Origin of the sequence: Saliniramus fredricksonii (assembly GCF_900094735.1) — a bacterium.
Classification (GTDB): Bacteria; Pseudomonadota; Alphaproteobacteria; order Rhizobiales; family Beijerinckiaceae; genus Saliniramus; species Saliniramus fredricksonii.
Genome location: NZ_FMBM01000001.1, coordinates 491,277 through 516,120, shown reverse-complemented (window position 1 = coordinate 516,120; position 24,844 = coordinate 491,277). Strand labels below are relative to the sequence as shown.

General features: G+C 65.2%; 22 protein-coding genes and 1 tRNA gene. 13 read left to right on the top strand and 10 right to left on the bottom strand.

The annotated features are described in order from the left end of the window. Position 1 precedes the first annotated feature (1 nt). The 4 genes from GA0071312_RS02350 to GA0071312_RS02335 all read right to left on the bottom strand — a co-directional run bounded on the left by GA0071312_RS02350 (position 2) and on the right by GA0071312_RS02335 (position 4,063). A complete protein-coding gene (locus GA0071312_RS02350; protein ID WP_074443459.1) occupies positions 2-559 on the bottom strand; it encodes a TRAP transporter small permease in 558 nt (185 codons plus the stop codon). 111 nt (positions 560-670) lie between these two features. After that, positions 671-1,648 carry a TRAP transporter substrate-binding protein gene (locus tag GA0071312_RS02345; RefSeq protein ID WP_074443458.1) on the bottom strand — a complete coding sequence of 326 codons (978 nt, stop codon included), beginning with the start codon at positions 1,646-1,648 and terminating at the stop codon, positions 671-673. A 287-nt stretch (positions 1,649-1,935) separates the two neighbouring features. After that, the gene (locus tag GA0071312_RS02340) at positions 1,936-3,297 is read right to left on the bottom strand and encodes a coiled-coil domain-containing protein (RefSeq protein WP_074443457.1); all 1,362 of its coding nucleotides are present in this window, start codon (positions 3,295-3,297) and stop codon (positions 1,936-1,938) included. A gap of 88 nt (positions 3,298-3,385) precedes the next feature. After that, the gene (locus GA0071312_RS02335; protein ID WP_238947058.1) at positions 3,386-4,063 is read right to left on the bottom strand and encodes a DUF1134 domain-containing protein; all 678 of its coding nucleotides are present in this window, start codon (positions 4,061-4,063) and stop codon (positions 3,386-3,388) included. 150 nt (positions 4,064-4,213) lie between these two features. On the opposite strand from GA0071312_RS02335, the gene GA0071312_RS02330 reads away from it, so the two are divergent. From GA0071312_RS02330 to GA0071312_RS02270, 13 genes are all read left to right on the top strand, one after another. After that, positions 4,214-4,840, top strand: a complete 627-nt coding sequence (locus tag GA0071312_RS02330) for a YHS domain-containing (seleno)protein (protein WP_083204236.1) — start codon at positions 4,214-4,216, stop codon at positions 4,838-4,840. A gap of 108 nt (positions 4,841-4,948) precedes the next feature. Continuing rightward, on the top strand, positions 4,949-5,590 hold the full coding sequence (gene chpT, locus GA0071312_RS02325; RefSeq protein WP_074443456.1) for a histidine phosphotransferase ChpT: 642 nt from the start codon (positions 4,949-4,951) through the stop codon (positions 5,588-5,590). A gap of 163 nt (positions 5,591-5,753) precedes the next feature. Continuing rightward, positions 5,754-8,588, top strand: coding sequence for a hybrid sensor histidine kinase/response regulator (locus GA0071312_RS02320; RefSeq protein WP_074443455.1), 2,835 nt, complete (start codon positions 5,754-5,756; stop codon positions 8,586-8,588). Beyond that, the gene (locus GA0071312_RS02315) at positions 8,585-9,076 is read left to right on the top strand and encodes a chemotaxis protein CheW (protein WP_074443454.1); all 492 of its coding nucleotides are present in this window, start codon (positions 8,585-8,587) and stop codon (positions 9,074-9,076) included. The genes GA0071312_RS02320 and GA0071312_RS02315 overlap by 4 nt, the downstream gene beginning before the upstream one ends. A 19-nt stretch (positions 9,077-9,095) precedes the next feature. Beyond that, positions 9,096-9,461: a response regulator gene (locus tag GA0071312_RS02310; protein ID WP_074444140.1), complete on the top strand. Its 366-nt coding sequence runs from the start codon at positions 9,096-9,098 to the stop codon at positions 9,459-9,461. A 100-nt stretch (positions 9,462-9,561) separates the two neighbouring features. After that, positions 9,562-10,911, top strand: a complete 1,350-nt coding sequence (gene cheB, locus GA0071312_RS02305) for a chemotaxis-specific protein-glutamate methyltransferase CheB (protein WP_083204235.1) — start codon at positions 9,562-9,564, stop codon at positions 10,909-10,911. After that, positions 10,911-11,810, top strand: coding sequence for a CheR family methyltransferase (locus GA0071312_RS02300; RefSeq protein WP_074443453.1), 900 nt, complete (start codon positions 10,911-10,913; stop codon positions 11,808-11,810). Before cheB ends, GA0071312_RS02300 begins: the two co-directional genes overlap by 1 nt. 126 nt (positions 11,811-11,936) lie before the next feature. Continuing rightward, the gene (gene sppA, locus GA0071312_RS02295) at positions 11,937-12,911 is read left to right on the top strand and encodes a signal peptide peptidase SppA (protein WP_074443452.1); all 975 of its coding nucleotides are present in this window, start codon (positions 11,937-11,939) and stop codon (positions 12,909-12,911) included. Between the two features lie 24 nt (positions 12,912-12,935). Further along, positions 12,936-13,283 (top strand): integration host factor subunit beta, encoded by a 348-nt coding sequence (ihfB, locus tag GA0071312_RS02290; RefSeq protein WP_074443451.1) that lies wholly within the window; start codon positions 12,936-12,938, stop codon positions 13,281-13,283. 58 nt (positions 13,284-13,341) lie between these two features. Continuing rightward, positions 13,342-13,701 carry a LapA family protein gene (locus tag GA0071312_RS02285; RefSeq protein ID WP_074443450.1) on the top strand — a complete coding sequence of 120 codons (360 nt, stop codon included), beginning with the start codon at positions 13,342-13,344 and terminating at the stop codon, positions 13,699-13,701. Positions 13,702-14,232: 531 nt separating this feature from the next. Then, entirely contained in the window at positions 14,233-15,207 is a 975-nt protein-coding gene (locus GA0071312_RS02280; RefSeq protein WP_074443449.1) for a TRAP transporter substrate-binding protein, read from the top strand. A 114-nt stretch (positions 15,208-15,321) separates the two neighbouring features. Next, the gene (locus GA0071312_RS02275; protein ID WP_238947057.1) at positions 15,322-15,864 is read left to right on the top strand and encodes a TRAP transporter small permease; all 543 of its coding nucleotides are present in this window, start codon (positions 15,322-15,324) and stop codon (positions 15,862-15,864) included. A 20-nt stretch (positions 15,865-15,884) separates the two neighbouring features. Further along, entirely contained in the window at positions 15,885-17,192 is a 1,308-nt protein-coding gene (locus tag GA0071312_RS02270) for a TRAP transporter large permease (protein ID WP_074443448.1), read from the top strand. 26 nt (positions 17,193-17,218) lie between these two features. Here GA0071312_RS02270 and GA0071312_RS02265 read toward each other — a convergent pair whose 3' ends face one another. The 6 genes from GA0071312_RS02265 to dapF form a co-directional block, all read right to left on the bottom strand. Beyond that, positions 17,219-18,949 (bottom strand): hydantoinase B/oxoprolinase family protein, encoded by a 1,731-nt coding sequence (locus GA0071312_RS02265; RefSeq protein ID WP_074443447.1) that lies wholly within the window; start codon positions 18,947-18,949, stop codon positions 17,219-17,221. Continuing rightward, a complete protein-coding gene (locus tag GA0071312_RS02260) occupies positions 18,946-21,039 on the bottom strand; it encodes a hydantoinase/oxoprolinase family protein (protein WP_083204233.1) in 2,094 nt (697 codons plus the stop codon). Before GA0071312_RS02260 ends, GA0071312_RS02265 begins: the two co-directional genes overlap by 4 nt. Positions 21,040-21,464: 425 nt before the next feature. Further along, positions 21,465-21,539, bottom strand: a tRNA-Gly gene (locus GA0071312_RS02255). Positions 21,540-21,615: 76 nt separating this feature from the next. Further along, the gene (locus tag GA0071312_RS02250; RefSeq protein WP_165603937.1) at positions 21,616-22,272 is read right to left on the bottom strand and encodes a carbonic anhydrase; all 657 of its coding nucleotides are present in this window, start codon (positions 22,270-22,272) and stop codon (positions 21,616-21,618) included. A 232-nt stretch (positions 22,273-22,504) separates the two neighbouring features. After that, the gene (mtaB, locus tag GA0071312_RS02245) at positions 22,505-23,755 is read right to left on the bottom strand and encodes a tRNA (N(6)-L-threonylcarbamoyladenosine(37)-C(2))-methylthiotransferase MtaB (protein ID WP_074443445.1); all 1,251 of its coding nucleotides are present in this window, start codon (positions 23,753-23,755) and stop codon (positions 22,505-22,507) included. Positions 23,756-23,864: 109 nt separating this feature from the next. After that, positions 23,865-24,752 (bottom strand): diaminopimelate epimerase, encoded by an 888-nt coding sequence (gene dapF / locus GA0071312_RS02240; protein WP_074443444.1) that lies wholly within the window; start codon positions 24,750-24,752, stop codon positions 23,865-23,867. Positions 24,753-24,844 lie beyond the last annotated feature (92 nt).

Sequence of the window (24,844 nt, the reverse complement as noted above, 5' to 3'; positions counted from 1 at the left end):
CTCACTCCTCCTGCCCGAGATTGATGGCGTCCTCGGTGCCCGAGAAACTCGGGCGACCGGTGCGCAGGGTGATGATGAACTCGTCGAGGAAGGCGATCGCCAGAAGCACGGCGCCCACCACCATCGCGACCTGCGGGATATAGAGCGGTACCGGCACGAGCCCGGGTGAGACTTCGTTGAAGTGCCAGGTGGTATGGGCGTATTGCGCGAGATGCCAGGAGGCGAAACTCGCGGCGATGGCACCGAAGAGCAGCGCGGTGCCTTCGAGCACGGAACGTACTTTCAGCGGGACGTTGTTGATCAGCATCGTCACCCGGATATGGACGCCGCCCTTGAGCGTCGCGGCAAGGCCCAGAAAGCTCCCCGCGGCGAGCAGATAACCGGCGATTTCCGAGAGTGACAGGATGACGAAACCCGACCGGGTCAGACCAAGCGCGCTGAGTATCGCGTCCACGATCCGACCGCCGACCTGCAGGCCGACGAGAAGGGCGATCGAAACAAGGCAGGCGATCGCGCCCCACAGGGCGATCGCGTAGGTGGTATCAAGGGTGCGTCGCATCAGTCCGGCTCCGAAAACAACAAAAGCGCTCACGACGAGACCGAATTCCGCGATCCGGTCCGCCGGAACGAAAAAGACCCCTTCCGCAGAAGGGGTCTTCGTGGTGCCTTGTCAGCGCAGGGACTCGTAGGTCTCCAACACGGAGGCGCCGCTTTCACCAGCTTCTTCCGCCCATTCAGTGGCGATCTGGGCGCCGATTTCCTGGAAGCCTTCACGCAACGCGTCGGAGGGGGTGATCACGTTGATGCCGTTTTCGGCCAGCTCTGCTGTCGCGGAAACCGTCACCTCTTCGGAAGAGGCCCAGCCGCGCTCCTCGGCGGTCGCGGCAGCGTCCAGCACGGCTTCGCGGGTCGCGTCATCCAGCGCCTCGAAAGCGGCGCTGTTGACGATCACCATGTTGCGCGGAATCCAGGCCTGGGTGTCGTGATAGTATTCGAGGAAGTCCCAGAACTGGGAATCGACGCCAGTGGCCGGGGAGGTGATCGTCGCCTCGACACGACCGGTGGCGAAGGCCGTCGGCAGATCCGCGACCTCGACCTGCACCGGCGTCGCCCCCGAGAGCGCCGCGATGCGACCGGTGCCCGGATTGTAGGTGCGGAAACGCAGGCCCTCCATGTCGTCGATGGACGTGATCTCCATCTTGGCATAGATGCCCTGCGGCGGCCACGGCACAGAGAACAGCAGCGTCAGACCTTCTTCGGCGAGCGCCTCTTCGAGCGCCGGGCGCTGCGCTTCATAGAGCGCGCGGGCATCGTCATAGCTGGTGGCGAGGAAGGGCACCGAATCGAGGCCGTAGATCGGCGCCTCGTTGGCATGGAGCGAGACGAGCACCTCCCCGATCGGCGCGATGCCGGAGCGGATCGAGCGTTTGATCTCCGGGTGGCGGATCAGGGACCCGGCGGAATGGACGGTGATGTCGAGTGTGCCATCCGTGGCCTCGCGGACATCATCGGCGAACTGGCTGATGTTGATGGTGTGGAAATTGCCGTCCGGGTAAGGCGTCGGCATGTCCCAGCTCTGAGCCGAGGCTCCGGCAGTCATTCCGACAACCAGACCGAGCCCCATTGTTGCGCGAGCAAAAGCTTTCATATACAATCTCCCATCGGGTTTGCGCATCCCTCTGATTTTACATGCGCGGTTGCATGCTGTACGGGCCCGGCACGCCTGTCAATATTTTAATAGCGATTTATACCTAATTTGTCGACAAAATGTCGTCGTCGGTCCTTGAGATGTCGCATGCTCATCAACGCGCTCCGACGCGCGCAGCGGGATCGCCATGCGTCCGCGTCGTCATGTTTTCGTGAAACGGCATGCCGGCACCCCATGCCCCGACCGCCCGGTCGCCGGCAGCCCGGTCGCCTTCCGGACACGGTCGGCTAAACGCCTTCCGGCTGCGTCCCGTCGGCGGGTTGCGCGGTATTCTTCTCGCGATCCGAAACCCTGCCGGTCGGTTTCGCCGGCGGCCTGCTGTCGGAAATCGCCCGACCGTCATCAGTCTTGCCGGCCTTGCCGGTCTTGCTGGTCCGTGTCGTCTTGCTGGCGCGTTTCGTCTTGCCGGCCTGGGGCGTCTTGGGGGCGCCGGCTGTCGAGGGTCCCGGTTCCCGGGATGCTGCCTTCGCGGGGTCGCCGCCCGGCGTCTTCTCGCCCATGATCATGCGCGTGACCGCGTCGATACGCGCGCGCAGCCTTGCGTTCTCGGATTCCAGCTGCCTTTGCGCCTCCTTGCGAAAGGCGCCGAACTCCGCCTCGATCCGGCGGCGTTCACCGCGGGCATGGTCGAGCGCACCGTGCAGGGAGGCCTTTTCCGCCCGCAATCCGTCGATCTCGCGCCGCAAGGCATCCTGTGCCGCTCGGGCCGCATCGTCGGAGGTATCCAGCTTGCGCCGAGTGAGGGCGAGGTGTCCTTCAAGAGCGGCGATGCGGGCGCTGGCTTTTTCCAGTTCGGCATGGCGGGCGGCGAGATCGCGGGCCGTCTCGGCTTGCTTGTCGCGCGCCAGAGCGAGTTCCGCTTCGGTCTGCGCCCGCGCGGCGACGGCCGCATCGCGTGCGCCGGCAAAATTCTCCGCCCGGCGTTCGAGCACGCTGCCGCGCGCCTCTTCGTCGGCGAGGGCCTTGCGGGTGCGTTCCAGCGCCGTTCGCAATTCCGCGATGTCTTCGGCCCGGCTGCGCGAAACCCGCTCGATTTCACGGGCGCGACCGGTCTCGGCCTGGAGCCGCGTCTGCAGGTCGGAGACCTCGATGCGCCGTGCGTCGAGATCGGCGAGGGCGCGTCCGTGGCGCGTCTGCAGATCGGCGAGCGTCGTGTCACGCGCGTTGAGCGTTTCCCGGGTTTCGAGGAGTTGAGCACTCAGCCCCGCCGCGCGGGCCTCACTGTCGGCCAGCGCATTGCGGGTCATGGCGAGATCCCGTTCGAGGCGGGCGATTTCGGCGCGGGCCGCTTCGCCTTCCTCCGTCAGCGTCGCGATGCGCGTCATGCGCCGCCCGAGCTCGGCCATGTCCGTGGTCTGCTTTTCGCGCATCGTCTCGAGGCGTTGCTCGATGCGCCGTTCGCGCATGGCAAGTTCCGCGCGCAGCATGTCGCGCTCGGCATTGAGCTCGGCCACGGATGCGGGCAATTGCGCTTCCACCCGCCGGCGCGCAAGCCGGTCCGCGCGCTCGTTGAGCGCCGGCACGATCATCAGCCCGAAAAGCGTCGAGACGAAAAATCCCAACGCGAAGATCATGATGGTTTCGATCACGCGGCCACGCGCCCTCGCTCGATCCTGCGCAGGGACCAACCATGCCACGCCGCGCGCCGGACCGCCACCCCGCTTTCCGGGCTTCGCGTCAGAACGGGTTCCAGGTCGGGCGTTCGGTGAAGTTCAGATAGCCGATATTGATACCCAGCCGCGCTCCGACACCGGAGCGGATGGGTACCACGATGATGTAATTGGCCGAAAGCGCCGTCATGCCGAAACCACCCACGACGTAAGCCGAGCCGTCCATGCCGAGGAAACGCTGGTAGATCGCGTCGGTCGACGGCAGTTCATAGACGAGCATCATCGTGCGCGAGCCTTCGCCGCCGAAATCGAAGCCGATCGAGGGACCCTGCCAGAACACGTTTCTGTTGCCGGCATTGCGTGTGTAGAGCACGCCTTCGCCGTAACGCAATCCGCCGATGAAGGCGCCACCGGCCTCCTGGCCGAGGATGTAGCCGTTGGGCTGGCCCCAGCGTGAAAAGGCTTCCTGCACCGTCAGCGCGAGGCCGCGCGAGATCGAGCCGAAAAAGGCATGGCCCTGTTCGATGATCTCCTGGGATTCGAATTTTTCGGGAGCATCGCGGGGGGTGGGTGCGACACCGCTGCCGGGCTGGCCAGGAGGCGGTAACGTGTTCTGTTGTGCGATGCCCGCAGCGGCGAACGGCCCGGCGATCATCAGGGCGACGATTGCCGGCAGCACGAAGCGCAGGACGCTGCGGCTCCCGAGCGCGATGGCCGGGCGCATCATGAAACCGATTGAGCGCATGCGCGATCTCCTGCTCGCTATGTCGAATCGCCCGATAGTGACAATTCGAATGATTATCTGAACTCCGGTTTCATCCCCGGAGCGCTACAACCCCCAGCCGGCGGAGATGTGTTCCGTCCGCGAAACCAAGCTTTAACCAAGAAGGGTAACATGGCGTTAACGCGCAAAAGCGGCTCGCCCTCATGCGAGGTGACGGCATTCTCCGCAAAGGCAGGATCGACGGGTGCATCACGGGCGTGCCTTCTGCGCCACGGCGCCCGGATCGCCGGGCTCGCGCTGTTGCTGGCTCTGCCGGTATCCGCAGCGGATGCCCGTGCCGCCAGCCCCGATTCGACCGATGCCGGTGCGGCGCGCCTGGCCCTGCTGCCGCCGCTCGTGGGAGCGCAGCAAGGGGTGCGCCGACATGATCATGCCGGGATCGCGCTGGAGGGTTTCGACCCGGTCACCTATTTCATGAGCGGCCCCCCTCGCCCTGGCGATGCGGTGCATGAAGCCGTCTGGAACGGTCACGCCTGGCGGTTCTCCAATGCGGCGAACCGCGCCGCCTTCCTGTCGCGACCCGACATCTACGCCCCGCGCCTGGGTGGCAACGATGCTCTCGCCATGACGGAAGGGCGCATGGTCGAGGCGCAGGCGCGGATCGCCGCGATCGTCGACGGACGGCTGTACCTGTTTCACACGCGTGCCGCGCGCGACGCCTTTCTCGATGATCCCGACGCTGCAGCCCGCGCAGAACGGGTCTGGCGCAAGAGCCGCGAGCAGATGGCGCGCCTTTGACGGTGCAATCGAGGCTTTTCAAGGGGCGCGAAGCCGGTTAGGGAACAACCGGTACGTCCTTGCGCGTGATTCGCGCATGTTGCCGGGGCGCCATCGGAGACATGTTTCATGGCCAAGCTCGATCTCGATTCCCTCGATCTCGCCGCGCTGTTGTGCTCGCGGGTCTGCCACGATGTGATCAGCCCGGTCGGGGCAATCGTCAACGGGCTCGAGGTGATGGAGGACGAGAGCGATCCCGGCATGAAGGATTTCGCTCTTGATCTGATCCGCAAGAGCGCACGGCAGGCCTCGGCGCGGCTGCAATTCGCCCGCATCGCCTTCGGGGCTGCGGGTTCTGCGGGCGCCGCGATCGATACCGGTGATGCCGAACAGGTCGCCAAGGGTTTCTTCCACGACGACAAGACGCGCCTCGTCTGGAATGCAGAGCGCCAGCTTTTGCCGAAGAACCGCGTCAAGCTCCTGCTCAATCTCCTGGTCATGGCCGCGCAGGGCATTCCGCGCGGCGGCGAGATCGAGGTCACCATCACCGGCGACGAGAGCGCCTCCACCTTCCTGATCGCCGCCACCGGCAAGAATGCCCGGATCCCGCCGCATGCGCAGGCGCTGCTCGACGGCGAGCCGGAGAATGACAGTGTCGACGCGCACGGGATCCAGTTCTACTATGCGGGCCTCGTCGCCCGCGCATCAGGCATGGCCGTTTCGCTCGACCTGGAAGGCGACACCTTCCGGTTGCGCGCGGAATCCGAATAAAATCCGGTATCGCATCAAAGCATCGCAACGCGCCGGGTGAACGTTCTGTTAAGTATAATTCCGAGCAGATTTACCTTTTTTCCATATTCAGGAAACGGAACATAAAGAACTTCTGACGACACTCGAACTCCAGAAGCAGGCCCTGCGAGAGTAGAGTGACGTCATGGATGATCTTTTGCGCGAATTTCTGACCGAGACCGGCGAGCACCTCGATACGGTCGATGTCGAACTGGTTCGCTTCGAACAGGATCCCAACAACGAGACGATCCTGAGGAACATCTTCCGGCTCGTCCACACCATCAAGGGGACCTGCGGGTTCCTCGGCCTGCCGCGTCTCGAGGCGCTGGCGCATGCGGCCGAGACCCTGATGGGCAAGTTCCGTGACGGCCACCCGGTCACCACCGATGCCGTCTCGCTGATCCTGCAGACGCTGGACCGGATCAAGGAGATCGTCGCCGAGCTCGAGCGCACCGCCGCCGAGCCGGAGGGCGAGGATCAGGATCTGATCGGCGCGCTCGACGCGATGTCCAATGCCGACCCCGAAGCGCTCGTGTCGCAACAAGCCGGCAGCGCGCAAGTGTCGTCCGAAGCGCCCGCTGATACAGCGGCGGATGATGCTCCGGAAGCGGGCGGATTCGTCTTCCAGCAGCTGGAGCGGGACCTTCTCCCCGGTGAAATTCCTCTCGACGAGCTGGAGCGTGCCTTCATGGAAGCGCCCGGTCCCGATGACGAGGAGGGTGTGCTCGAAGAGATCGAAGCGCCCGTCGTGATGGAGGGCCGCGTGCTCGGCGAACCCGACGAGGCGCCGGTCGAAGAGGCTGTCGCCGGGGCGCCGGTCGCCGCTGCGGCACCCGTCGTCGATGACAGGCCCGCCGAAAGCAAGCCGGCGCCGGCTGCGAAGAAGCCCGAGGTGAAGGACAATCCCGGCAATGCCGGCGCGGAGCAGAACGTCGCCAAGGTCCAGACCATCCGGGTCAATGTCGATACGCTCGAGCATCTCATGACGATGGTCTCCGAGCTGGTGCTCACCCGCAACCAGCTGCTCGAGATCGCAAGGCGCGAGGATGACAGCGGCTACAAGGTGCCGCTGCAGCGCCTCTCGCATGTCACCGCCGAGCTGCAGGAAGGCGTCATGAAGACGCGCATGCAGCCCATCGGCACCGCCTGGCAGAAACTGCCGCGCGTCATTCGCGATCTCTCTTCCGAACTCGGCAAGAAGATCGAGCTGGTGATGCAGGGCGCCGATACCGAGCTCGACCGCCAGGTGCTCGAAGTCATCAAGGACCCGCTGACGCACATGATCCGCAATTCGGCGGATCACGGCATCGAGGATGCCGAGGCGCGCCGCGCCGCCGGCAAGCCCGAGCGCGGCACCATCCGTCTCAACGCCTATCATGAAGGCGGCACCATCACGATCGAGATCGCCGATGATGGCAAGGGCCTGAACTACGACGCGATCGCGCGCAAGATCGTTTCGCAGGGGCTCGCCACCGAGGCGGAAATCGAGCGGATGAGCGAAGCCCAGATGGCCAAGTACATCTTCCATCCCGGCTTCTCGACCGCCGCCCAGGTTACCGCCGTGTCCGGGCGCGGTGTCGGCATGGATGTGGTCAAGACCAATATCGAGCTGATCGGCGGTACGGTCGAGATCCGCTCCGAGCAGGGCAAGGGCACGGTCTTCACCATCAAGATCCCGCTGACGCTGGCCATCGTGGCCGCCCTGATCGTCTCCGCTCAGGATCAGCGATTCGCCATTCCTCAGGTTTCGGTTCTGGAACTCGTGCGTGTCAAGAACGGTTCGGATCACCAGATCGAGCGCATCAACGGGACCCCGGTCCTGCGCCTGCGCGACCGGCTTCTGCCGATCGTGCCGATCGGGAAGGTGCTCGGTCTCGACGGGGCGGAGGCCAATCCGGGCGATGAGGGTTTCGTCGTGGTCTCGCAGGTCGGGCGTCAGCGCTTCGGTATCCTGGTGGACGGCGTCTTCCACACCGAGGAAATCGTGGTCAAGCCGATGGCGACCAAGCTGCGCCATATCCCGATGTTCTCCGGCAACACCATCCTCGGCGACGGTGCCGTGGTGCTGATCATCGATCCCAACGGCATCGCGAAGATGGTCGGGCAGGGTTCGGGTGATACCCAGTTCGGTGTCGAGGCGGCTGAGGACATGGAAGAGAGCAACGACAACGAATCGACGACCCTGCTGGTTTTCCGCGGTGGTGGCGAGACCCACAAGGCGGTGCCGCTTTCGCTGGTCACACGCCTCGAGGAAATCGATGCTGCCAAGATCGAATGGGTCGGCGGACGCCCGCTGATCCAGTATCGTGGCAAGCTGATGCCACTGGTGCCGGCCGATCCGGCCATCGCGATCAAGAGCGAGGGGCCGCAGGCGCTGGTCGTGTTCTCCGACGGGGAGCGGGCCATGGGGCTGGTGGTCGACGAGATTGTCGACATCATCGACGACGTGCTCGACATCGAACTCGTCGCGGACCGCCCGGATCTACTTGGCTCCGCCGTGCTGCGCGGGCGCGCCACCGAGATCGTCAACGTGGTGCATTACCTGCCGCTTGCCCACGAGGACTGGACCTCCGGGGCGCCGGTCAAGAATCCCAAGGATGCCCGCACGGTGCTGCTGGTGGATGATTCCTCCTTCTTCCGTGAAATGCTCAGCCCCGTGCTCAAGGCCGCCGGTTACCGTGTCATCACGGCGGCGGGCACCGAGCAGGCGCTTGCCGCCCTCAATGCCGACCGCCGCGTCGACGCGATCGTCGCCGATGTCGACATGCCGGGCCGCGACGGTTTTGCGCTGATCCGCGCCGTGCGGGCCCAGGCGCGGCTGTCGCGCCTGCCGGTGATCGCCCTGTCTTCCGCCGTCACGCCGGAGGCGATCGAGGAGGCGCGCAAGCTCGATATCTCGGAATTCATCGCGAAATTCGACCGGAGCGGTCTCGTCGCCGCTCTCGCCGAAACCGAAGCCCAGCTGGGAGAAGCCGCATGATGGCCGCCAACGTGAACGATGCCGGGCGCGACGGGCGCGCGGTGCAGGAATACGAGGAATTTGTCACCGTCATGCTGGGTGACCAGATGTTCGGTCTGCCGATCGACCGGGTGCACGATGTCTTCATCGCCTCCTCACTCACCACCGTGCCGCTGGCTCCGCGCGAGATCATGGGACTGCTCAATCTGCGCGGTCGCGTCGTCACCGCGATGTGTCTGCGCCGACGCCTCGGCCTGCCCGATCGCGACGAGGGCGCCCAGGACATGGCCGTCGGCCTCGAGCGCAACGGCGAATCCTACGGGTTGCTGGTCGATTCCGTCGGCGAGGTGATGAAGCTCTCCACCGAGACGCATGAGGCCAGTCCGGTCCATATGGATCAGGCCTGGGTCAAGCTCTCGCGCGGCGTTCACCGCCTCGACGGGCGGCTCCTGATCATCCTCGATGTCGATGCGGTTCTCGCCTTCGACGCCGAATCCCGCGCAGCCTGACGCTTCCGAGGAGGTCGTGATGAAGCATTGCCTGATCGTCGACGATTCAGCCGTCATCCGCAAGGTTGCGCGGCGCATTCTGGAGGGGCTCTCCTTCCGCACCTCGGAGGCCGAGGACGGCGAGCAGGCGCTGAACCGCTGCCGCTCCGAGATGCCGGATGCTGTCCTGCTCGACTGGAACATGCCCGTGATGGACGGCTATTCCTTCCTGCGGGCATTGCGCGAATTGCCCGGCGGTGAGGCGCCGAAAGTGGTGTTCTGCACCACCGAGAACGACGTCGGCAATATCGCCCGGGCCATGCGCGCCGGCGCGGACGAGTACATCATGAAACCCTTCGACAAGGAGATCATGACCGCCAAGATGCAGGAAGTCGGGCTCGTCTGAATCCTGCGCCGGCGCAATCCGTGCCGCCGCTTTCCGGCAGTGATGCCAGCTTGTTTCGCGCGCCGACCCGTTCGGGCAGCGCACCGGAGTCGATGAGTCCATGTCCATCGCGACAGCTTCGAATCAGGGATCCGTCACCGCAACGCCGATGCGGATCATGGTCGTCGACGACAGCGTGGTGATCCGCGGTCTGACGGCGCGCTGGCTCGAAGAGGCCGGCCACAAGGTGGTCGCGACCTGCAATAACGGCCGGGTCGCCGTCGACCAGATCGCCCGCGCAAAGCCGGAAATCGTGCTGCTCGACATCGAGATGCCGGAGATGGACGGCATCACCGCGCTGCCTTTGCTGCTCGCGAAATGCCCCGGCGTCTCCGTCGTCGTGGTCTCGACGCTCACCCAGCGCAATGCGCAGACCTCGCTCAAATGTCTCTCCCTCGGCGCCGTCGATTATCTCGCCAAACCCGAAAGCCACCGCGGTGTCTCCACCTCGGTGACCTTCCGACATGATCTGATGATCAAGATCGAGGGCCTTGCCGCGCGTCATCGCGACGGCGTCGATGCGGCGATGACGCCGGCCATGTCTGCGGGAATGGCTGCGGGGATGTCTGCAAGCGGGGCAGGGGCCCGCCCGATAGCCGCGCCCGGCGCACGGACCTTCCGCGTCGAGCGCGGCGCCCCGGGTGCCGCCGCCGGACCGAGCGGTCGACAATTCCTGCGCGCACCCCCGGCAGGAGGGGCTGGCACATCCGCATCCGCCCGACCCGGCCCGGCGGGGCATGTGCCGACAGCCGCGCCCTCATATGCGCGTGCGCCCGCCGCCCCTTCCCGTGCGGCGCCGACCCTGCGGCCCGTGGCCTCGAACACGCCCAAGCGCGTGCTGGTCGTGGGTGCCTCGACGGGCGGTCCGCGCGCCGTGGGCGAGTTTCTCACGGGGCTTGGCCCGCAACTGCGTCATTTGCCGGTTCTGGTCGTACAGCACATGCCGCCGGTCTTCACCGCCGTCTTCGCCGAGCATCTCGGGGCGCAGACGGGGCTGCCTGCAGCCGAGGCGCAGGACGGCGAAGCCTTGCAGCCCGGACGGATCTATGTCGCGCCCGGCGGCAGGCATATGGGTCTGCGCCGCAATGGCGGCTCGGGCATCGCGCTGCGCCTCGATGACGGTGCGCCGGTGAACTTCTGCAAGCCGGCTGTCGATGTGCTGTTCTTCGACGCCGCGACGATCTTCGGGGCGCAGGTCCTCTCCGTGGTGCTCACGGGCATGGGGTCCGACGGCACCCATGGCGCGCGCGCCATCGGCGAAGCGGGTGGGGCGGTGATCGTCCAGGACGAGGCGACGAGTACGGTCTGGGGCATGCCCGGATCGATCGCCAAGGCCGGCCTCGCCCATGAAATCCTGCCGCTGCGGGACATGGCTGGCGCGGCACGACGCTATTTGGGTGGGAGCAGGTAATGCTGGATGCCGATTTCGACTTTCTCCGCGCCTATCTGAAAGAGCGCTCCGGCCTCTCGCTTTCGGCGGAGAAGCGTTATCTGATCGACAGCCGGCTCGGGCCGGTCTGCCGGCGCTTCGCGCTGACCGGCGTGCCCGATCTGGTGACGAAGCTGCGCCAGGGGCGCGATCGCGCGCTCGAGACGGCGGTGGTCGAGGCGATGACCACAAACGAGACCTTCTTCTTCCGCGACAAGACACCCTTCGACATTTTCAAGGACACGATCCTGCCGCAAATGCTCGCCGCGCGCGCGGGCAGGCGCAAACTGCGCATCTGGTGCGCCGCCGCCTCTTCGGGGCAGGAGCCCTATTCGCTGGCGATGCTTCTCGACGAGGCGCGCGCAAAGCTTGCCGGTTGGCAGATCGAGATCGTCGCGACCGATATCGCCGCCGAAGTGCTCGACAAGGCGAAGGCGGGGATCTATACGCAATTCGAGGTGCAGCGCGGGCTGCCGATCCAGATGCTGCTGAAATACTTCCAGCAGAAGGGCGATGCCTGGCACATCTCGCCGGCGATCAAGTCCATGGTCACCTTCAAGCAGATGAACCTGATCAAGGATTTCTCGCAGCTCGGCCAGTTCGACGTGATCTATTGCCGCAACGTGCTGATCTATTTCGACCAGCCCACCAAGACCGATGTGCTCCGCCGGCTCTCGGCAGCGCTTGCGCCCGATGGCGTGTTGTTGCTCGGCGCTGCCGAGACCGTGATCGGTCTCACAGACGCGCTTTCGCCGCACGCGTCGCAGCGCGGGCTCTATGTTGCATCGGGAGCGGGACGTGCGGGCGCGGGGCAACCGGCGACGGATGCCGGCAAGACCCGTGTGCCGGTTGGCGGATTGCGCATCGCCGCCGGAGGCTGAGCCCGGTGCTGGCGCTCAGCCATTCATTTTCGGCCCGAAATTCGTGCAAATGCCGCGCTTGTCGCATCGGCTTTGGCCTGTATAACGGAATGCGTTGTTCGAATCGGCTGCAAACGAGGACGCGCCATGGCCAGCGATGCTGAACTGATCGCCGATCGGCGCAGAATGCGGCGCAAGCTGTCCTTCTGGCGCGGTCTCGGTATCGCCGCCCTGCTCGCCGCGCTGATCGCTCTCGGCTGGCGCATTGCCGGGCCCGGCGATCTGGCTTCGATGGGCACGGCGCATATCGCGCGGGTCGAGATTTCCGGCGTGATCACCAATGACCGGCGCAAGACGGAGATGCTGGAGCGAATCGCCGAATCGCGGGCGGTGCGCGGCGTGATCGTGAGTATCAATTCCCCCGGCGGTACCGTCACGGGCGCGGAAGAGCTGTATCAGTCCCTGCGTGCGCTCGCACAGGACAAGCCCGTGGTTGCCTTCGTCGATGGAACGGCGGCCTCCGGCGCTTATATCGCCGCGCTCGCGAGCGACCATATCGTCTCGCGCGAGACGGCGGTGGTCGGCTCGATCGGCACTGTGTTCCAGATGCCCAATGTCCGGGAATTGCTCGACAATATCGGTATCAGCATGCTCGAACTGCGCTCCACCCCCCTCAAGGCGGCGCCGAGCCCGACCGGCGAGATCGACGAGGAAGCCGTTGCGGCCCTGCGCGAGCTGGTTGACGACACGTATGCATGGTTTCGCGAACTCGTTGCGGAGCGCCGTGCGCTCGATGCACAGGCCACGGCCAACGTCGCCGATGGGCGCGTCCATATCGGACGCCGGGCACTGGATCTGGCGCTCGTCGATGCTCTGGGCAACGAGGACGACGCGCTGGCCTGGCTGGCAGAGGCACATGACCTCGATGCCGATCTGCCGATCGAGACATGGTCTCCGCGTCGGGAGCGTTCGGCCTTCGATCTGATGACGGGCGCGGCATTGCTTGCCGATGCCGCCGGATTCGAGCGGCTTTCGGGGAAGCTCTACGGGTTCGCCGGCCATCGCGAACGCATCGAACTTGACGGGCTGCTCGCCATCTGGCAGCCTGAGCTTGAAAATTAGATAAAATTCAAAGAATTAGCGCCGATGATCAAATCAGAACTGGTCCTGAGAATCGCTGAACAGAACCCGCATCTCTATCAGAGGGACGTGGAAAACATCGTGAATGCGATTCTCGATACGATCGTGGACGCGCTGGCGCGCGGTGACAGGGTCGAATTGCGCGGCTTCGGCGCGTTCTCCGTGAAGAAGCGCGATGCCCGGATCGGGCGCAATCCGCGTACCGGCGAGACGGTTCCGGTCTCGGAGAAGGTGATTCCGGTCTTCAAGACCGGCAAGGAAATGCGCCTGCGGCTCAATGGCGGCAGCAGCGCTTCGGGTACAGCAGGCGGCGAGCAGACGCAGCCCGCGATCGCGGCCCGCGCGGTTGATTGAGACGGATGCGGGCCATAATCCGCGCGAGACGAGAAACAGATCAGGGAACGACGACGCTATGGCGGGTTTCATCAAGGCGCTCATCCTCATACCAGTTGGCTTCGTCATCATCCTGCTCGCCATCGCCAATCGCGCGCCGATCACTGTTTCATTCGATCCGTTCTCCGCATCCGACCCGCTCATGGCCATTTCGGCCCCGCTTTGGCTGGTGCTTTTCATTGCCCTGACCGTCGGCGTGATGATCGGCGGTGTCGCGGCCTGGCTGGTCCAGGGCAAGCACCGCAAGCTGGAACGCCAATACAAGCGTGAATGCGATTCGCTGCGCAAGGAAGTCGAGAGCGCACGCGAATCGAGCCGCGCGAATCCGGGTGCGCTGACGGCACCGCAAGGGGGCAACGCCATTACGGCGCGCTCGTGACGGCCTTGGGCGACCGCCGGTGTGAGTATTTGGCAGTTCTTGATAATGGCAAGACGCCCGGCATGGGGGTTTCGACACACCATTTGACGCGGTTGAGGGCGCAGCGATGCTGGCTGCCGTCCGTACTGGATCTGCGCGGCGACATTGTCTGTGCGGATCGGCCCCGGCATTGCCGGTCTTCGCTATGGGCAACACGGTCGCGCCCAGCTTCCCGCAATTGGCGTAGAGCCCTGACGAAGCACGACTTCCCGGCCCCATCCGGCATGCTGCAGGCTTCGAGATCCGATTCTATCGCGTTCAGTCATGGCTGCCTGACATTTCGGATCGACGGCAGGCTGCATTTTCAAGATGGGCGCATTTTTGTGCAATAATTCACAGCCCATGCGTTTGATCTGCGCGCTCGAAGCGAATTCTTCAGGCTTGACGTAACGTAAGGACCGGGACACGCTGACGCGCGCTATGCCGAAAAAGAACATGAACACATTCGGCATGACCGTTTCCAGAGGATCGAACCCGCGTTGGGAGAACAACATGAATCATTTCACCAAGGGGCTGCTCGTGGCCGGGGTCAGCCTCGGTTTCAGCTTTTCCGCCCAGGCCCAGAACTGGGACATGCCCACCCCCTATCCGGACGGGAATTATCTCACCCAGAACGTCATCCAGTTTGCCGAGGAAGTCTCGGAGCTGACGGATGGCCGCCTCACCATCACGGTGCATAGCGGCGCCTCGCTGTTCAAGATGCCGGAGATCAAGCGCGCGGTCCGCACCGGACAGGCCCAGATCGGCGAGATCCTGCTCTCGGCTTATGGCAATGAAAACCCGATCTTCGAGGTTGACGGTGTGCCGTTCCTCGCAGCCGGGTTCGACAATGCCGAGAAGCTGTGGCAGGCGCAGAAGCCGATTCTCGAGGAAGTCCTCGCAGAGGAAGACCTGATGGTGCTGTTCTCCGGGGTCTGGCCGGGCCAGGGCCTGTACGCACAGGAACCCGTCGAGACTCTGGCGGATATGGAGGGCGTGCCCTTCCGCGCCTATAACGCGGCCACGTCGCGTCTGGCCGAGCTGATGGGCGCGACCCCGACCACGGTGCAGTATGCCGAGGTTCCCCAGGCCTTCTCGACCGGTGTCGTCGATGCGATGCTGACTTCCGCCACGACGGGCGTCGATGTAAAGTCCTGGGACTTCCTCGAATATTACTACACCACGGACGCCATGCATCCCAAGAACCTGGTATTCGTCAACCAGAGCGCCTTCGATGCACTCGATGCCGACATCCAGGAAGCCGTCATGACCGCAGCGGCCAATGCCGAGGAACGCGTCTGGGCGCAGGCCCGGGAAGAGGGCGCCAAGGCTACGGCCGAACTCGCCGATAACGGCATGAATGTCGTCGAGCCCGGCGATGCGCTTGTCTCCGAGCTCGAGGATGTCGGGGCGCAGATGACGCAAGAATGGATCGAGAAGGCCGGCGAAAACGGCCAGCGCCTGATCGACGCATACGAGGCGATGTAATCGCGCTCATGCTTGCATGATCATGCGCACGCGGGCATCGAGCCGCCGCGTGCGCATACCCGCCGATGTGACTACCGCAACGCAACAACCAGCCGGGTCAGGGAGTGGTCGCGCATGGATATGCTGCGTCGGGTAACGGATATCGCGTACAAGACCTGCGGTATTGTGGCCGCGATCGCGCTCGCCGCCATTGCGGTGCTGATGCTCGCCCAGATTATCGGGCGGCTTTTCGGGATCATGGTGCCGGGCGTCAACGAGACGGCGGCGTTCCTGCTGCCGACAACCAGCTTTCTGGCGCTGGCCTACGCCTTCCGGGCCGGCAGCCATATCCGCGTATCGCTCGTTCTCCACATGTTGCCGGACAAGGCGCGGCGCGTGGCCGATCTGCTTTCGGTGGGCATCGGCGCCCTGCTCATGGGTTTCTTCGCAAGATCGACCTGGGGGCTGATGCAGGATTCGATCCGCTTTCGCGAGGTTTCCGATGGTCTGCTCTCGATTCCGCTGGCGATACCCCAGGGCGCCATGTTCCTCGGCATCGCCATGCTGACCCTGGCGATGGTGGAAGAGTTCTTCAACATCCTGTCTGGCCGTACGCCGAGCTTCGACGATACACGCGACGTCGTCATGCGCGAACGCGAAGACGCATCAAACGACTGATTCACAAAAGGACCGGGCCCTTGGATCTGTTGACGCAATCGATCATCCTGATCGTCCTGCTGTTCGCCTTTCTCGGCGGCGGATTGTGGGTGGCCATGGCGCTCGCGGCCCTCGGGCTCGTCAGCATCACCATGTTCAGCAGCGCGCCTGCGGGCCTCATCATGTCCACCAGCATCTGGGGCGGAACGGCGACCTGGACGGTGGCCTCGCTGCCGCTCTTCGTCTGGATGGGCGAGATCCTGTTTCGCACGAAGCTCTCCGAGGACATGTTCGCCGGACTCGCGCCCTGGCTCGGGCGGCTTCCCGGGCGGCTGATGCATGTGAACATCCTCGGCTGCGCCGTCTTCGCCGCCGTCAGCGGCTCCTCGGCGGCGACGGCGATGACGGTCGGCAAGATGTCGATTCCGGAACTGTCCAGACGTGGCTATGACGAGAAGCTCATCATCGGATCGCTGGCGGGCTCCGGCACGCTCGGCCTGCTGATTCCGCCTTCGATCATCCTGATCGTCTACGGTGTCTCTGCGGAAGTCTCGATCGTGCAGCTTTTCATCGCCGGCATTCTGCCCGGTGTGATGGTCGCTTCGCTGTTCATGCTCTATGTCGGCGGCTGGGCGCTGCTCAACCCGTCGAAAATCCCGGTCTCCGACATCAGGATGACGCTGAAGCAGAAGCTCTGGTCGTCTCGCCGGCTGATCCCGGTGATTCTGCTGATTACATTCGTGATCGGCTCGATCTATCGCGGCTGGGCCACGGCGACCGAGGCGGCGGCGATCGGGGTCGCCGGCGCGCTGATCCTGTCGGCGCTGACGGGCTCCCTGAACCGGCACACCTTCTCGGCAAGCCTGATGGGTGCCACGCGCACGTCCTGCATGATCATCTTCATCTATGCCGGTGCGGCCTTCCTCTCCGTGGCGATGGGCTATACCGGAATTCCGCGTGCGCTGGCGATGCTGATCCAGGAGATGCAGTTGTCGCCCTACATGCTGCTCGTGGCGCTGACGCTTCTCTTCGTCATTCTGGGCTGTTTCCTCGACGGCATTTCCGTCGTCGTTCTCACCACGGCCGTGATCCTGCCGATGGTGCAGGCTGCCGGGATCGATCTGATCTGGTTCGGCATCTATCTGGTACTGGTGGTGGAGATGAGCCAGATCACGCCGCCGGTGGGCTTCAACCTGTTCGTGCTGCAGGGGCTCACGGGGCGGAATCTGCTCTATATCGCGCGGGCAGCGCTGCCGTTCTTCTTCCTGATGATCGTGGCGATCATTCTGCTGACGATTTTTCCGGGCATCGCCACGTGGCTGCCGGAGCAGGCCACCGCCCGCCCCTGAGGGCAGGCGGTGGCCTTTGCGCATGCTCAGCCGCGCAGGGCCTTCGTGGCGGCCTCGTCTACCGTGCCGTGCACGTCCACCACCACGCCATACGCGTCCCTCGCGGCTTGCGGGGTGACGATCCCGTTGCGGACATCTTCCGCCACCATTGCGACCGGACGCGCCTTCGCGTCGCCGAGCCCGCCGCCACCGGGTGTCTCGAGCACCAGACAATCACCGGCGGGGACGGTCTGGCGACCCTTCGGACGCAGGGTCAGCCCGTTCTGCGTGCGTACCGCGCCATTGCCGCCCGGCCCGCCACCCTGTCGTCCGCGCGCGGGATGGGCGCAGCGGTCGAACATGGCGCCGACGGAGAACGGCGCATTCTCGCGGTGGCTGATCTCCATCACCTGTCCGGTCCCGCCGCGATGGCGCCCGGCGCCGCCGGAATCGGTGCGGTATTCCTTGCGCCAGAAGACCAGCGGCGAGATCGTCTCGTTGATCTCCACCGGTGTGTTGCGCACGCCCGAGGGAAAGGCCGTGGCCGAGAGCCCGTCCTTGCCCACACGCGCACCGGTCCCGCCGGTATGGAAGATGGTCATGGCGAAAGGCGTCGCGGCGCCGTAATCCGCATCGACCACGCCGTGCCCGCCCATCAGCGTCGGATTCCACAGGCTCGACGAGCCCTCTGCCGGCGTGCCGCCGGGGATGGCCTGTTCGAGGCAGCCGAGCACGACATCGGGCAGCATCTGGCCGATCACGTGCCGCGCCGCCACGCCGCAGGGATGCGGCGCATTCAGGATCGAGCCTGCCGGTGCATCGACGCGGATCGGATCGAGCGAGCCCCAGTTGTTGGGGATGTCGCCGCCGACGATGCAGCGCACGCCGAAGCTGGCATAGGCATCCGTATAGGTCAGCGGCACATTGATGCCGTAGCCCGAAACGGGGGAGGTGCCCGCAAAATCGATCGTGATGCCGTCATCGCCCACGCTCAGCCGGCAAACCAGATCAACGGGACGCTCATAGCCATCGACGCGCATGCTGTTCTCGTAGACACCTGCGGGAAGCGCGCGGATCGCCGCGAGCATGGCTTCCCGCGACTGCGTGATGATGTGCTCGGCGACATGGTCGAGATCGGTGAGGCCGAATTCGCGCATCATCGCGATGAGGCGGCGGCAGCCGGTCTCGTTGCAGGCGGCGAGGGAGTAGAGATCCCCCTCGACCTGGATCGGCTCGCGCACATTCGAGCGCACGATTGCCAGCAGCGATTCGTTCATGCGACCCGCCTGAGCCAGATGCATGATCGGCAGGTAGATGCCTTCCTCGTAGACCTGACGCCCGTCCGGCCCGAAACCGATCCCGCCCACATCGACGACATGGCTCGTCGCCGCAAACAATGCGACCGGGCGCCCGTCGAGAAATGTCGGCGTGACCACGGTGAAATCATGCAGATGCCCCGTGCCGAGCCACGGGTCGTTGGTGACGAAGACGTCGCCCTCGACCATGCTCTCCAGCGGAAAGCGCGCGAGGAAATGCCCGACGCTCGCGGCCATGGCATTGACGTGGCCGGGCGTGCCGGTCACCGCCTGGGCGAGCATGCGGCCTTTCGCGTCGAACACGCCGGCCGAGAGGTCGCCGGCTTCGCGCACCGAGGTCGAGAAGGCGGTACGGATCAGGGTCTGGGCCTGCTCCTCGACGACCGAGAGAAGCCGGTTCCACATGATCTGAAGACGGATATTGGCGAGCGCGGTATCGCCCGCTGCGGATGACGCACTCATGCCCGGTCCTCCTGGCTTGTACGGCGTTGCATGACGATGGCGCCGGATGAAGCGATGCGGGCCGTGAAGGCGGCGGAGACGACGCTCGTCGTCTGCGCTTCGGCGATCAGGGCAGGCCCCTCGATCACGGCATCGGGTGCGAGGTCGCTGCGCAGATGCACCCCCGCCTCGACCGTCTTTCCAAGGCCCGGATCGAAGATGCTGCGCGTCGTGTGCGGCTTTGTCGCGACGCCGCCCCGCGCGCCCGGTGCGACCGGTTCCGGTGCGTCGAGGCGGGTCTGCAGCGTCAAGGTCCAGCTCAGGATCTCGATGCCGAGATGCGGAATCGTGCGTCCGTAGAGCGCGCTATAGGATTTGTCGAAGGCCGCCCGCATGGTCTGTGCCGCATCCGCGTCGAGGGGGCCGTCAGGCAGGGTGACGCTGATTTCGTGGCCCTGGCCGATATAGCGCATATAGGCCTCACGGGTCTCGACCAGCGCCGCATCCGGAGCGCCGAGGCGAACCACTTCCTCCGCTTCCGCGCGCATGGCGTCGAGCGTGGCATTGGCCTCACCCGCGTCGAAAGCGTCGAGGCGCATGTAGCGGCTGCGCACCACCTCATAGGCGATCGGGGCCATCAGGAAACCGATCGCCGAGCCGACGCCGGCATCCGGCGGCACGATCACCGTGTCGATGCCGAGCTTCTCGGCGAGGCGCGCCGCATGCAGTGGGGCGGCGCCGCCAAAGGCGATCATGGTGCGCGCGGCGATATCCTTGCCCCATTCGATGGCATGGACGCGCGCGGCATTGGCCATGTTCTCGTCGACGATCTCGCAGATGCCGTAAGCCGCATGCGTTGCGTCGAGGCCGGCAGCCTCGCCGATCTTCGCCGAGAGCGCCGCCAGGGCAGCATCGGCATCGAAACGCACGGCACCCTGGCCGAACAGCGCCGGATCGATGCGCCCGAGCCCGACATCGGCATCGGTTACCGTCGGCTCGGTGCCGCCACGCCCGTAGCAGGCGGGACCGGGTTCCGATCCCGCGCTGTCGGGGCCGACCTGGATGCGCCCGAGCGTATCCATCCGGGCAATGGAGCCGCCACCGGCGCCGATCTCGACCATCTCGATCACCGGAATGCGCACCGGCAGGCCGCTGCCGCGCTTGAAGCGGTAGACGCGATCGACCTCGAAGGTGCGGCTCTTGAGGGGCGTCATCGCGTCGATCAGGCAGATCTTCGCCGTGGTGCCGCCCATATCATAGCTGAGCACGCTGTCGAGCCCCATCTGGGTGGCGATGCGCGCGGCGAGAATCGCGCCGCCGGCGGGTCCGGATTCGACCAGGCGGATCGGGAAGCGGATGGCGGTGTCGAGGCTGGCCAGGCCGCCGCCGGAAGTCATCAGGAAGAACGGGCACCTCAGCCCGTCCTCACGCAGGCGCTCGCCGAGGCGGGTGAGATAGCGCGCCATCAGCGGCTGGACATAGGCATTCGCGCAGGTGGTCGATTGCCGTTCGTATTCGCGGATTTCCGGGCAGACCTCGCTGGAAAGGCTGATCGAGGCCTCGGGCAGATGCGTTTGCAGGATCTCGGCGACGCGCTGCTCGTGGGCCGGGTTGGCATAGGCATGGATCAGGCCGATGGCGATGCTCTCGACACCCGCTTCGCGCAACGCGCCCGCAAGGGCATGGACGCTGTCCTCGTCGAGCGGCAGCAGCACCGAACCGTCCGAGGCGAGACGTTCGCGGACCGGCAGCCGCAGGGCGCGCGGGACCAGCGGCACCGGGCGATCGACATTCACATCATATTGCTCGAAACGGTTCTCGTAGGCCATTTCCACGGAATCGCGCATGCCTTCGGTGACGACGAGAGCGGTCCGTGCGCCCTTGCGCTCGATCAGCGCGTTGGTGGCGAGCGTGGTGCCATGTACGAGAAGACCGATATCGGAGGGGCTCAGCCCTGCCTCCCGGAGGATGCGCGCCACGCCTTCGAGCACCCCCTCCTCGGGCGCGCGTGTCGTCGTCAACACCTTGAGCGTGAACACCCGCGCGCCCGTATCCAGCGCGAGATCGGTGAAGGTCCCCCCGATATCGACGGCCAGACGGGCGCGTGCCATCTCCCTCGTCCCATCGTCCTGCGCCGTTGTAAGGGGCATAATGAACTCCCGTTTGATGACCGTTGGCTTTGTTACAGGCTATGGTGCGCCTCCGGTCAGAACAAGCTGAAGCCCAGCCTATGCGGGCTTCGCGATTTCGCAGGGGGGGCATGCCGGGAAAGGCCGGCACGCAACATTGCCTGTCCGAATTCGTGTTCGCTGCCGGTTTTGACTCAATTCGCGAAAGGGCCGGCAATCGCTGAAGCGATACACGGGCGCATCGCCGTGATTTGTCGGATCGAGAGAGAGCCGGGCGGCTTTCCCCCGGTGATCTGCCGGCAGTTATGGCAGGCATCCGCGAAAGTTTCAGGGCCTGTCGACAGGGATTCCAAGGCACGGCAATCCCACAACCGTAACCGTGTTGATAAACAGAGGCCGAGCGGGACTGGAGCGGGCGATCGGGATCGAACCGACGACATTCAGCTTGGGAAGCTGACGTTCTACCACTGAACTACGCCCGCGTTGCGCTAGTCATAGCGCCGGGAGCCGCGCCTGTGCAAGCGATTTTCCTCACCGCCCTGTCATGCAGCACAGCCTCTATGCGACGCGAATGAACCTGGCCGCGTTCTGGTCATACAGGGCGAGTGCGCCGGTACGAATATCGAAATGCGCGCCGTGCAGCGTCAGGCCTTCCGATTCGACGGCCGTCGCGACGCAGGGATAGCCACGCAGATGGTGCAGGCTCGTCGCCACCGAGGCCTGTTCGAGCAGGGTGGTGTAATCGGTTTGCCCCCGCGCCTTTTCGGGCAACCGCGTTTGCGCCTCTGCGATGCCGGCAATCCAGCGCCCGGTGTAATCCTGCGCCGAGAGTGGTTTGGCGCGCCGCGCGAAGGCCGCGATCCCGCCGCAGCCGGCATGGCCGAGCACGACGATATGCTTCACGGCGAGCGCGAGCACCGCATATTCGAGGGCTGCCGCGACGCTGGCATCGCCCATCGGCGAATCGCTGCGTGGCACGAGGTTGGCGATGTTGCGGCAGACGAAGAGTTCGCCGGGCTCGGCATCAAAGATCGTCTCCGGCGCCACGCGTGAATCGCAGCAGCCGATCACCATGGTCTGCGGCTGCTGCGCGCGCGCCTGCCCGGCGAATCGCACGCGTTGCGACCCGGATGCCTTTTCGCGATAGGCACGATAGCCCTGCATCAGCCGCTGCGGCAGCATCGCGCCTCCGCTGGTTCCTGAAGCGCGCGCCATGCCTCCCTGCCCGGCGGGGAGGGAATGAGGGTGGGGAGAAGCGCTCGTGTCATCCTTCATCTCCGCCCATCTCCCCGGCTTTGGAGAGAATCATGCCGTGCACGCCTTCACGCGGGGCGTCATACGGCCCCGAAGCGTGCTTGCCAGTATTGCACATCGAGAACATGCGAAATACCAGCCCGCCATTGGTCGAAGCTATGGCGCAAAAACAGGCGGGGTGTGGTGACCGCCTTCAGGCGTGCAGGACGCGCCCGTCATGGGCGGCGATGGTGACGGCCCGGATCTCGCCCGCGGCGACCGGGGCGGAGAAGCGGACCGGCGTGAAGCCCTCGGTGCGCCCGGTATCGGCGGTTTCGGTCAGGACATTGCGGAGCTGGCCGATCTCGGCATCGAGATGGTGCCGCAGTGCCTGCGCACCCTTGGCGCGCAGGCGCGCGGCGCGCTCCTTGACCAGCTTGCGATCGACCTGCGGCATGCGCGCGGCCGGTGTGCCGGGGCGGGGCGAGAAGGGGAAGACGTGCAGATGCGTGAGCCCGCATGCATCGACGAGTGCGAGGGAATTTGCAAACATTGCCTCGGTTTCGGTGGGAAAGCCCGCGATGATGTCGGCGCCGAAGACGAGATCGGGACGCAGCCGTCGCGCTTCCTCGCAGAAGCGGATCGCGTCATCGCGCAGGTGCCGGCGCTTCATGCGCTTGAGGATCATGTCGTCGCCGGCCTGGAGCGAGAGATGCAGATGCGGCATCAGCCGCTCTTCTTCGGCCAGCGCGCGCATCAGATCATCATCCGCCTCGACGGAATCGATCGAGGAAATGCGCAGCCGCTCGAGCTCGGGCACATGCCGCAGGATGGCGCGCACCAGCGTGCCGAAACGCGGCTCGCCGGGCAGATCCTTGCCATAGCTGGTGATGTCGACACCGGTCAGAACCGCCTCGCGGGTGCCGTTTTCGACAAGTGTGCGGATCTGCTCGACAACGACGCCCATAGGGACCGAGCGCGAATTGCCGCGCCCATAGGGGATGATGCAGAAGGTGCAGCGATGGTCGCAGCCGTTCTGCACCTGCACGAAGGCGCGGGTGCGCCCCTTCATCCCGTCGATCAGATGCGCGGCGGTTTCGCGCACGGCCATGATGTCGTCAACGATGACCCTTTCGCTCTCGCCGATGCCGAAAGCCTGCAGCTTCTGCCAGGTCCCGGGCTGCATCTTCTCGTGATTGCCCACGACCTGCGCCACTTCCGGCATGGCGGCGAAGGTCCCGGGCTCGACCTGCGCGGCGCAGCCGGTGACGATGATGCGCGCGCCGGGGCGTTCGCGGGCGATGCGGCGGATGCTCTGGCGGGCCTGGCGGGTAGCCTCTGCCGTGACTGCGCAGGTATTGACGATGACGGCGTCATCGAGCCCGGCCTCGCGGGCCTGACGCTCCATCGCCTCGGACTCGTAGGTGTTGAGCCGGCAGCCGAATGTGACGAGATCGATGCTCATGGGCGGTGTATCGTTACCTCCTGCGAAGCGCATGCGGCGGGTCCGTCATGCGATCCTGTGATCCTCGTATCCTGCCGTCCTGCGGGCCTGCCCACAGGTACGCACCGCCTCACGCAGCCCCGGCAAAAATCCCTGCCGGAAACCGGTCTTCCCATTCCATCTCGACCGGCCCGGTCAGCAGCACGTGGGAATCGCTTTCCCGCCAGACGATGTCAAGATCACCACCTGGCAGGCTGACCGTCGCCTCGCGCCCGGTAAACTTGCGCCGGGCCGCCGCAACGAGCGCCGCGCAGGCGGCGGATCCACAGGCTTGCGTCAGCCCCGCGCCGCGCTCCCAGACCTTGAGCCGGATACGCGTGGGCGAGAGTACCTGGGCCAGCGAGATATTGGCGCGGTCGGGAAAGATCGGATGGTTTTCCAGCAACGGCCCGAACCGGGCGAGATCATGCGCGTCGAGATCATCGACGAAGAAGACCGCGTGCGGATTGCCCATATTCACCGCCGAGGGCGAATGCAGAACCGGCGCGTCGATCGGCCCGGCCTGCAACTCGATGTAGCGGGTATCGGGAAACGGATCGCGCAGGGGAATGTCCTGCCAGTCGAATCGCGGCGCGCCCATATCGACGGTGAAGCGGGTCTGGTCGCGCATCCAGGCCTCGAGCATGCCGGCCTGTGTTTCGAGGCGCAGATGGTCGCGGTCGATGCCGCCGCTGATCGGCGGATCGACGCAAAGCGCCCAGGCGACGCAGCGCATGCCGTTGCCGCAGGCGCCGGCATCCGAGCCGTCATTGTTCATGATGCGGATGAAGGCGTCGGCGCCCGGCCCGCGCGGATCATGGATGATCATGAGCTGGTCGAAGGGCGAGCGCGGATGTGCCGCAATGGCACGCGCCTCCTGCGCCGAGACCGTGATTGCCGTGCCGCGCAGATCGAGCACGACGATCCGGTTCCCCAGCCCGTTCATCTTCAGAAATCGCCTGCCGGCCAATGCGCTCATGGCTTCGCTTTCGATAGGGTCCGACGCTTATATGGGCGATATCGACGTGAGATGCCATGATTTTCGCGGGAGGAAGGTCGGGCGTCGTGCGA